Source organism: Herminiimonas sp. (assembly GCF_030645555.1).
Taxonomy (GTDB): domain Bacteria; phylum Pseudomonadota; class Gammaproteobacteria; order Burkholderiales; family Burkholderiaceae_D; genus Oxalicibacterium.
Window position 1 is genome coordinate 1 of record NZ_JAUSME010000103.1, and the last position, 9,242, is coordinate 9,242.

General features: G+C 54.7%; 10 protein-coding genes. 9 read left to right on the plus strand and 1 reads right to left on the minus strand.

Annotated elements, in window-relative coordinates:
* Nucleotides 1–204: 204 nt before the first annotated feature.
* Nucleotides 205–867, minus strand: a complete 663-nt coding sequence (locus Q7T06_RS04195; protein ID WP_370652340.1) for a GntR family transcriptional regulator — start codon at nt 865–867, stop codon at nt 205–207.
* A 310-nt stretch (nt 868–1,177) separates the two neighbouring features.
* Between Q7T06_RS04195 and dctP the strand changes: the two genes are divergently transcribed.
* From dctP to mdcB, 9 genes are all read left to right on the plus strand, one after another.
* Entirely contained in the window at nt 1,178–2,203 is a 1,026-nt protein-coding gene (gene dctP, locus Q7T06_RS04200) for a TRAP transporter substrate-binding protein DctP (RefSeq protein WP_304780688.1), read from the plus strand.
* 61 nt (nt 2,204–2,264) lie between these two features.
* Nucleotides 2,265–2,801, plus strand: a complete 537-nt coding sequence (locus Q7T06_RS04205; protein WP_304780691.1) for a TRAP transporter small permease — start codon at nt 2,265–2,267, stop codon at nt 2,799–2,801.
* A gap of 1 nt (nt 2,802) precedes the next feature.
* Complete coding sequence (locus Q7T06_RS04210; RefSeq protein ID WP_304780695.1) at nt 2,803–4,149, plus strand: TRAP transporter large permease; 1,347 nt, start codon at nt 2,803–2,805, stop codon at nt 4,147–4,149.
* Nucleotides 4,149–5,789, plus strand: a complete 1,641-nt coding sequence (gene mdcA, locus Q7T06_RS04215; RefSeq protein WP_304780698.1) for a malonate decarboxylase subunit alpha — start codon at nt 4,149–4,151, stop codon at nt 5,787–5,789. The genes Q7T06_RS04210 and mdcA overlap by 1 nt, the downstream gene beginning before the upstream one ends.
* Before the next feature lie 7 nt (nt 5,790–5,796).
* Entirely contained in the window at nt 5,797–6,111 is a 315-nt protein-coding gene (mdcC, locus tag Q7T06_RS04220; protein WP_304780701.1) for a malonate decarboxylase acyl carrier protein, read from the plus strand.
* A complete protein-coding gene (locus Q7T06_RS04225; protein ID WP_304780704.1) occupies nt 6,108–7,004 on the plus strand; it encodes a biotin-independent malonate decarboxylase subunit beta in 897 nt (298 codons plus the stop codon). Before mdcC ends, Q7T06_RS04225 begins: the two co-directional genes overlap by 4 nt.
* The gene (gene mdcE, locus Q7T06_RS04230; RefSeq protein ID WP_304780708.1) at nt 7,004–7,720 is read left to right on the plus strand and encodes a biotin-independent malonate decarboxylase subunit gamma; all 717 of its coding nucleotides are present in this window, start codon (nt 7,004–7,006) and stop codon (nt 7,718–7,720) included. Before Q7T06_RS04225 ends, mdcE begins: the two co-directional genes overlap by 1 nt.
* Nucleotides 7,704–8,375 (plus strand): malonate decarboxylase holo-[acyl-carrier-protein] synthase, encoded by a 672-nt coding sequence (mdcG, locus tag Q7T06_RS04235; protein WP_304780711.1) that lies wholly within the window; start codon nt 7,704–7,706, stop codon nt 8,373–8,375. The genes mdcE and mdcG overlap by 17 nt, the downstream gene beginning before the upstream one ends.
* The coding region (mdcB, locus tag Q7T06_RS04240) for a triphosphoribosyl-dephospho-CoA synthase MdcB (RefSeq protein ID WP_304780714.1) at nt 8,372–9,242 on the plus strand (871 nt) is incomplete at its 3' end. The genes mdcG and mdcB, both read left to right, overlap by 4 nt.

Here is a 9,242-nt window from a genome sequence, read left to right on the forward strand (position 1 = left end):
TCCATAAGGAGATACGCTGGCTGCACAAACTGCGTAACAGCTGCGTAACTAAAGCTGTTTCAGGGTCGCATGGAAGCGAAGAGCCGCGCGATTTTGTGTCAGCGGTTATCGATACCGTAATGCTAGTACTTGCCAGATAAAAGTGCGCCAGCATTCGGTTCCACAGCGCGGCTGCAAAAGCACTGCTCTAATGCGTTGATGCCCTCACGCAGCAAGATTGGAGAGTCTTGACATCGACGCAATCAGATCTGTAAACCGCTGTCCCTGGATCATGATGTGATCGCGCAGCAGTTCACCTGCAGCATCGCTGTTTCCCTCGATAATCGCGTTGACGACGGCATCATGTTCTGAAAAAGATGTATTGATGCGGCCACGCACGCGCAACTGCAAGCGCCGATAAGGCCGCAGTCTGCGATGCAGGGTGCGCGCCTGTTCGATCAGAAAGGTGTTGTGGCTGCCGGCATAAATCCAGTCGTGAAATTCTTCGCCGCGATAAAAATATTCATCCGGGTCCGGCGCCTTGCGCGCTTCTTCGCAGGCATGGTGTCGCGCCAGCAGTTCGACATGATCGGCAGCCGACATCCTGCGTGCAGCCAGTCTTGCGCACATCGCCTCAATCTCCGACATCACTTCAAACATTTCCACCAGTTTCTGCGGGCTGATTTCAGCGACGACTGCACCACGTCGCGGGCGCATGACAATGATTCCCATTGATGCCAGCTGGATCAGTGCCTCGCGGATAGGCGTGCGCGATACGCCAAATTCTTTTGCCAGTTCCGTTTCGTCCAGATGATGACCGGGCGGCAGTTTCCCGACCGCGATCATTTCTTCGATTGTTTCGCGTAACACTTCGGAGCGATTTTTCATTTCCAGATGGCGTCTCTTCAAAAGAGTAAAAACATAAAAACATGCAAAAGTGATTATAAAAGGTATTTAATTCTTGACTGTGTATTCTTTAAAGGTATTCTTGTATACATAAAAAGAAAGATCGCTGATATTTTACACATGCAAATTGCATGGGCCGTGCATCTGTTTTCCAGTTGGGATTTCGGCCTTTATCAGTGAAGTAGTCGTTAGTCAGTTGCGTGTTCCGCGATGGTTTTTCCGGCACTTGCGATTGACGACAAGGAGAGTAGTGAATCTTTACATAAGAAATTCATACAGGAGACATACAGCTATGAGTCACAAATTTTTGAAGTCTACCCTTTCATCCATTCTGGTAGGCGCGCTTGCTCTCGGGTTCTCAAGCGCTTCCTTTGCCGCCACCAAGGTTATAAAAATCTCTCATCAATTCCCGGGTGGAGATGGTCCGGAAGTTGATTTTCGCCATCGTCTGGCAGTCAAATTTGCACAGGAAGTAGAAAAACGCACCAATGGTGAACTGAAGTTCGAAATTTATCCGTCTGCATCCCTGGTCAAGCCGACCAGCCAGTTTTCTGCGATGCAGACCGGTGCACTGGACATGACTGTGCTGCCATTGGCGTATGAAGGCGGCAAAATTCCCGAAACCAATCTCGGTCTGATGCCTGCGCTGGTGACCAGCTATGAACAAGGCCTGCGCTGGAAAACAGCACCGATAGGCAAGGCATTGAACGATGTCGTCGAGAGCAAAGGCGTCAAGATCATTACCTGGGTCTGGCAAGCTGGCGGTGTTGCATCCAAGACGAAAGCCATTGTCCAGCCTGGCGATGCGAAGGAAGTCAAAATTCGCGGCGGCAGCAAGGAAATGGACATGATGCTCAAGGGTGCCGGAGGTTCGATTACCAATGTGCCGTCGTCGGAAATATATAACGCGATGCAGACCGGCGTACTGGATGCTGCCATCACCTCCAGCACATCGTTGCTGAGTTTCCGTTTGTATGAAGTTGCCAAACAGGTGACGACTGCGCGTAAAAATACTTTCTGGTTCATGTTCGAACCGTTGCTGATGGCGAAAAGTACATATGACAGTCTGACCCCGGCACAGCAAAAAATAGTGATGGAAGTTGGCACCAGCCTGGAAAAATTTGCGATGGATGAATCGAAGAAGGATGACGTTCGTCTGGGCGAAGTGTACGGCAAGAACGGTGCGCAAGTATCCGATATGGACGATGCTGCTTTTGCGAAATGGCGCGAACTGGCCAGGCAGACTGCCTGGAAAAACTTTGCTGAAAATGTGAAGAACGGCCAGCAATTGCTCGACATGGCGCAAGCAGTCAAGTAAATCCCGTTGTATTTAAAATGCCTGCAACTGTGTTTGCAGGCATTTTTTCAGGAAATTCCATATGAATAATTTAATCCGACTTACGGGCAATGGCTTGCGTGCCTTCAATCGCCTGATGGCGATTCTTTCCGCCTTTTTAATCGTGTTGGCGACGCTCGCGCTGGTCTATGAGGTTGTTACGCGTTACTTCCTGCGTATCGCCAATGACTGGATGATCGAGTTTTGTGTCTTGCTTTTGATTGCCGCCACATTTTTGGCTGCGGCCTATACGCAAGCCGAGCGCGGCCATGTCGGTATCGAAGTGCTGGATGAAGTGATGTCTGCCAAATGGAACCGTTATCGCTTATTGATGGGCGATGCGCTGTCACTGGTAGTGGTCTTTTTTATCGCCCGGAACGCCTGGCAATTCAGCTGGAACGCTTACCAGCAAGGCTGGACCAGTAGTTCTACCTGGGCACCGCCGCTGTGGATTCCCTATTTTTTCATGGCCTTTGGTTTGAGCACCATGGCGCTGCAGATGTTCATGCAGATAGTGGAAACCCTGGCCATACGTAGCCCGCATAAAAAACAGCAAGAACAAAATTTGATGGGAGCCTGAAATGGGAACGCTAGAACTTGGTTTACTGTACTTGAGCGTTACCCTGGTATTGCTTTTTTCAGGCATGCCGATTGCATTTGCGCTGGGTGCCAGCGCGCTCGGCTTCATGTACTTTTTCATGCCGCCGATGAACATGGAAATGCTGGCGGAAACGCTGTATGGCGAGCTGGATAATTTCACCTTGCTGACTATTCCATTGTTCATCATCATGGGCGCGGCGATTGGCAAGACGCGGGCGGCAGTCGATTTGTATGAGTCCGCTTATCGCTGGATGCACAGGATGCCCGGCTCGCTTGGTGTGGCTAACGTGCTCGGTTGTACTGTTTTTGCTGCATTGTGCGGCTCAAGTCCTGCGACATGTGCGGCGATCGGTGGCATGGGTATTCCCGAAATGCGCAAGCGCGGCTATTCGGATGCATTGGCGACTGGCCTGATCGCTGCGGGTGGCACGCTGGGTATTCTGATTCCACCGTCCATCACTTTAATCATCTATGGATTGATTACCGAGCAATCAATTGGCAAGTTGTTTTTGGCCGGCATCATTCCAGGCTTGCTGCTGGCATTTTTCTTCGCCGCGTATGTCGTCTATCGTGCTTCCAAGGACATACGTTTAGCCAACGAAGCGCTGGCCAGGGGCACAGGCGATGTAGTCATAGCACCAGTTGCTGAGTCCTATAGCTGGCGTGAACGATTTGAAGTATTGCCGCGCCTGTTGCCCTTCGTCATCCTGATCGCCGTCATCATGTACGCGATGTATGGTGGTATCGGCACACCGTCAGAGATTGCCGGCATCGGTGCCTTCGGTGCGATGTTGCTGGTGGCGCTGGTGTACAAATGCTATCGCTGGATGGACGTGCGTGCGATCTTCCTCGGTACGGCGAAAGAGTCCTGCATGATCATGATGATCATCGCAATGGCTTTTCTGTTCACCTATGTGATGAGTTATCTGCGCATCACGCAAAGTGCTGCGGAATGGCTGGCGGCGCTGGAAATGTCGAAATGGGCATATCTGTTCTGGGTCAATATCCTGCTGCTGGTACTCGGCTGCTTCCTGCCGCCGGTAGCCATCATCCTGATGGTGACGCCGGTTATTTTGCCCGGCATTATCGCTAACGGTTTCGACCCGATCTGGTTTGGCATCATCCTTACAGTCAACATGGAACTCGGCCTGATTACGCCACCGGTAGGCTTGAATTTGTTCGTCATCAAGGGCATATCGCCCGACATCAGGAACAGCGAAATTCTCAAAGGCGTGGTTCCGTTTATTCTGATCATGATGGCGTTCATAGCATTGCTGGCTGTATTTCCGGAAATTGTGACCTACCTGCCTAATAAAGTTGGATCGTAATGAAACAGTGGAATCTGCTTTCCGAGAACCGTCGGAAAAGAATCGAGCGCGGGCTGGCGATTACCGGACGGATCGCCGATCCGTCCAAAATCGTCGCCTTGCTCGAAACCTTGATTGAATCCGGCGACCGGGTCTGCCTTGAGGGCAACAACCAGAAACAGGCCGATTTTCTGGCAGGTGCATTGTGTCGACTCAATCCGGCGCATGTGCATGACCTGCACATGCTGTTTTCGGTGCTGGCATTGCCGGAACATCTGGATCTGTTTGACAAGGGCATTGCAAACAAGCTGGATTTTTCATTCTCCGGTCCGCAGGCAGTACGGCTTGCGCGGCTGGTAGCGGAAGGTAAGCTCAATATTGGCGCAATCCATACCTATCTTGAACTGTTCGGGCGCTACTTCATCGATTTGACACCCCGTGTGGCGCTGGTTGCTGCACAGGCGGCGGACCGGCAGGGCAATCTGTACACCGGGCCGAATACCGAAGATACGCCGGCCATCGTGGAAGCCACCGCTTTCAAAAGCGGCATTGTAGTGGCGCAGGTCAATGAAATTGTCGATGTGCTACCGCGCATTGATATTCCTGCAGACTGGGTGGATTTCGTGGTGCCGGCGCCGACGCCGCATTACATAGAACCCTTGTTTACCCGCGATCCCGCATTGATTTCCGAAGTGCAGGTGCTGATGGCCATGATGGCCATCAAGGGCATCTACGCCGAATATGGCGTGGAACGGATCAATCATGGCATCGGTTTTGATACTGCAGCCATTGAATTGATTTTGCCGACCTACGCCGAATCGCTGGGTCTGAAAGGAAAAATAGGACGGCACTGGGCATTGAATCCGCATCCCGCGCTGATTCCAGCCATTGAAGCAGGCTTCGTGGAATCAGTGCATTCCTTTGGTTCCGAACTGGGCATGGAACGTTACATTGCAGCGCGTCCGGACGTTTTCTTTGTCGGACAGGACGGCTCGATGCGCAGCAATCGGGCGCTGTGTCAGGTGGCCGGTCATTATGCATGCGACATGTTCATCGGCTCTACGCTGCAGATCGATCTGCAGGGAAATTCATCGACTGCCACGCTGGATCGTATTTCCGGTTTCGGTGGTGCGCCGAACATGGGCTCCGATGCACGCGGCCGGCGTCATCCAAGCGCGGCCTGGCTGAAGGCGGGCGAGCAGGCGCGCCAAGGCAAGAATCAGATTCCGCGCGGCCAGAAACTGGTGGTGCAAATTGTCGAGACCTTTCGCGAACACATGCAGCCGGCTTTTGTCGAACGGCTCGATGCCTGGCAACTGGCCGAGCAGGCAAAACTGGCGATTCCGCCGGTCATGATTTACGGCGACGACGTCACCCACATCCTGACCGAAGAAGGCATCGCCAACCTGCTGCTGTGCCGCACCGAGGAAGAACGCGAGCAGGCGATCCGCGGTGTGGCGGGCTACACGCCGGTCGGCATGGCGCGCGACAAGAAAATGGTGGAAAACCTGCGCGACCGCGGCATTATTTTGCGTGCGGAAGACCTCGGCATCGACAAGCGCATGGCAACCAGGGATTTATTGGCGGCAAAAAACATGAAAGACCTGGTGCGTGCTTCAGGCGGTTTGTATGCGCCACCGAAACGCTTCAGGAACTGGTAGGCAGATTATGGAAACCTTGAATTTTCGGTTTGAAAACGGCCGCACGCGCATTGCACCCCATGCAAACATGGTTGGCGTAGTGGGCTCGGGCAATCTTGAAGTGCTGATCGAACCCGCCGAGTTGAATGGCGGCTGCGAAGTGGAAGTGAAAACTGCCGCGGTCGGATTCGCTGCGATCTGGCAAGCCGTCATGGCGGATTTCCATTTGCGCTGGTCGCTGGCCGATGTCCGCATCTCGATCAATGATGTAGGCGCGACTCCCGCGGTGGTCAGTCTGCGTCTGGATCAAGCCGTGGAATCGGTAACGGAGGCGAGCGCATGAGCAGCTATCTGGAAGCCAACGCACGCCAGCGTATCCATCAATTGCTGGACGATGGTTCGTTCGAGGAATTTCTGCCGCCGGCCCAGCGCATAGTCAGCCCGCATCTGGCGCAACTGGATACACCGGTATCTTTCGATGATGGTGTGGTAATCGGGCGCGGCACATTGATGGGCGTCACCGTACTGGCCGCATCGCAGGAAGGCGGTTTCATGGGTGGGGCGGTAGGCGAGGTACATGGTGCCAAGCTGGTTGGTTTATTGAAACGCGCCATTCTCGATCGCGTCGATGCTGTGGTGCTGATGCTGGAAACCGGCGGCGTACGCTTGCACGAAGCGAATGCAGGTCTGATCGCGGTGTCGGAGGTGATGCGTGCGGTACTCGACACACGCGCCGCGGATATTCCTGTCATTGTTTTGATCGGCGGCGCCAATGGCTGTTTCGGCGGCATGGGCATCGTGGCCTGTTGTGCCAATGTGATCCTGATGTCGGAAGAAGCAAGGCTGGCCATGTCGGGACCGGAAGTCATTGAAACCACGCATGGGGTTGAGGAATTCGATTCGCGCGACCGGGCGCTGGTGTGGCGCACGACAGGAGGAAAACACCGCTACCTGCTGGGCGATTGCGATGCGGTGCTGGCTGACGATATCGATGCATTTCGCGCTGCTGCGTTCGCCGCCGTTACGCGTTACCAGCAAAGTTCTGCGGAACTGACGCTGGAAGCGCTCGAATCCGAACATGCACTCTTGAGCAAGAGACTGGAAAATTTCGGCGATCTATCCGAGCCTATGGATATCTGGTCTCGTCTGGGTATTGCCGAGCCGGTTTTGTTGCCGATGCTGGAAGCCGATGTGTTCATGCAGCGCGTGGCATCCTGCCGCGCAGGAGAACGATAATGGAATGGCAGGTACTGGCAGCCAGGTTGTTTCCGCAAGGTCATGACATCATCGAGCGCGATAATTTCCTGCGCGGCACTGCGACGGTGGACGGGCAGAGCATTGCCGTCATCGGCACTACCGGGCATACGCCTATCGGTGTGGAAATTGCGATGGCGCAGGCTGATGCAATTCTCGCAACCATGCGTGAGTTTCCGCGCCGTCCGCTGGTCATTTTGATCGATACCCAGGGGCAGCGCCTGCGACACCGCGACGAAATGCTGGGCATCAATCGCTATATGGCGCATCTCGGCAAATGCATAGATGTCGCACGCCGCCGAGGACATCCGGTGATAGGCCTGGTCTACGATCAGGCACTATCCGGCGGTTTCATCACGAGTGGGCTGATGGCGAATGCCTGCTATGCGCTGCCCGAGGCTGAAATCCGGGTGATGGGATTGCAGGCCATGGCCCGCATTACCAAGGTACCGGAGGAAAAGCTGATGGAACTTGCAAAGTCCAATCCGGTGTTTGCTCCCGGGGCTGAAAATTATCTGCATATGGGCGGCATCGAAGCGATCTGGCGCGATGATCTTGCATCCTGCCTGCTCCAGGCGCTGCAACAGACAGACACTAGCGATCGCCGCAGCGAACGTGGATGGGAAAGAGGCGGGCGAAAAATGGCACTGCCGGTCTCACAAGCCGTTCTGGAAACCCGCGATGTTTCATCGTCATAACAGAGTCTGGCTGTCTGCCGGTGGATGGCAGCGTGCCATTCAAACGGTGTCGCCTGCCCACGCCAGGGAATTGATGCGATGGGCAGAAAACGACTGGCCGGCCGTAGTGCGCAGGAGCGACCCGGAACCCGGAAAGAACATCCTGTATCTGGGTTTGACAGCGCCACCTGATCAACATACTGGCGCAAAGGTACGCATCCCTTTTTCTGTCTGCACGGAAGACATCGTGCGCTTCGGTGCACCGCTTGCAATCATAGGCGCAGAATCTGCATTGCCGCTGGCGTGGCATTCGGTATTTTCAGAATTATCCGATGCGGCAACCAGCAGCAAGCTGGAGTTTCGCGTCTATGGATCCGCCGCGATGCAGGCAATAACCGGCTTGCCCTATCTTGGCGCTGCCTCGGACATAGACCTGCTCTTTTATCCGCTTACGAATGCACAGCTACACCAGGGTCTGAACCTGCTGAATTTGTATGCGAAACGATTGCCGCTGGATGGCGAGATAGTCTTCCCATCGGGGCGGGCAGTGGCGTGGAAGGAATGTGCGCAAGCGCTTGAAAATCCTGACCGTGCGCGGGTGCTGGCCAAGAGCCTGCTGAGGCTGGACCTTGTCCATGTCGCGGACTTGCTGGCTGAACTGGAAAACCCCGCATGAAGCAATCAGTCCATTCTGTTCCTGAGCGATTCAGGATGGCTGCAGGCAGCTATGCGGCCGCGACGTCTTCTGCAAAAACGCTGCTGCGCACTTCCTGTCTGGTGACGGCAAGCTATGCGATAAGAAGCCTGCATGCGGAACTGGTTTTGTATCCCAAGCCTGGCCTGGTTTCCCCGCTAGACAATGGCAGCCATTCCGATATGGATGCAGCTTCATTCATGCGCAGCCTTTTTTCGCTGCGTCATTACTTTATCCAGATGGCGCATGCCGGTGCAAGAGATGCGCCGTTTGGTACGCTGAAGGAATTGGGCATGCAAGCCGAGCGGCGCATGCTGACGGCGACCGGCGGTATCAATACACATCGCGGCGCAATTTTCTCGCTTGGTTTGCTCTGTGCAGCAGCAGGATATTGCCACGGCCACGCATTGCCCTTATCCGCAAGCATGCTCCGTGCGGTGCTGATGGCGCAATGGGGGCGCGCGTTAGAGACGCATTCGGTGCCGCCGGCATCCGCTACTTCGCACGGCATGCATGTCGCGCATCTTTACGCTGTTAGCGGCGCACGCGAAGAAGGCGCCAAGGGATTCCCGGCGGTGTTCGAGATCGGTTTGCCGCAGCTGCATCAAACGCTGGCCGCAGGCCGCTCGCAATACCATGCGCAAATCGATGTATTGTTCGCCTTGATGGCGCATATGGCGGACACAAATGTTTATCATCGTGGCGGCCCGGACGGGGCCATGCTGGTCAGGCAGGCTGCGCAGCGATTCATGTCGCTTGGCGGCACTGCAGATCCGCACTGGCAAGACACTGCGCTCACATGTCACCGGAAATTTGTGAGCAAGCGTCTGTCTCCGGGCGGAGCGGCAG

What these genes read in the sequence shown, in the direction of transcription:
- Q7T06_RS04195 (WP_370652340.1), bottom strand. Translation starts at nt 867, where the DNA reads ATGAAAAATCGCTCCGAAGTGTTACGCGAAACAATCGAAGAAATGATC.
- dctP (WP_304780688.1), top strand. Translation starts at nt 1,178, where the DNA reads ATGAGTCACAAATTTTTGAAGTCTACCCTTTCATCCATTCTGGTAGGC.
- Q7T06_RS04205 (WP_304780691.1), top strand. Translation starts at nt 2,265, where the DNA reads ATGAATAATTTAATCCGACTTACGGGCAATGGCTTGCGTGCCTTCAAT.
- Q7T06_RS04210 (WP_304780695.1), top strand. Translation starts at nt 2,803, where the DNA reads ATGGGAACGCTAGAACTTGGTTTACTGTACTTGAGCGTTACCCTGGTA.
- mdcA (WP_304780698.1), top strand. Translation starts at nt 4,149, where the DNA reads ATGAAACAGTGGAATCTGCTTTCCGAGAACCGTCGGAAAAGAATCGAG.
- mdcC (WP_304780701.1), top strand. Translation starts at nt 5,797, where the DNA reads ATGGAAACCTTGAATTTTCGGTTTGAAAACGGCCGCACGCGCATTGCA.
- Q7T06_RS04225 (WP_304780704.1), top strand. Translation starts at nt 6,108, where the DNA reads ATGAGCAGCTATCTGGAAGCCAACGCACGCCAGCGTATCCATCAATTG.
- mdcE (WP_304780708.1), top strand. Translation starts at nt 7,004, where the DNA reads ATGGAATGGCAGGTACTGGCAGCCAGGTTGTTTCCGCAAGGTCATGAC.
- mdcG (WP_304780711.1), top strand. Translation starts at nt 7,704, where the DNA reads ATGTTTCATCGTCATAACAGAGTCTGGCTGTCTGCCGGTGGATGGCAG.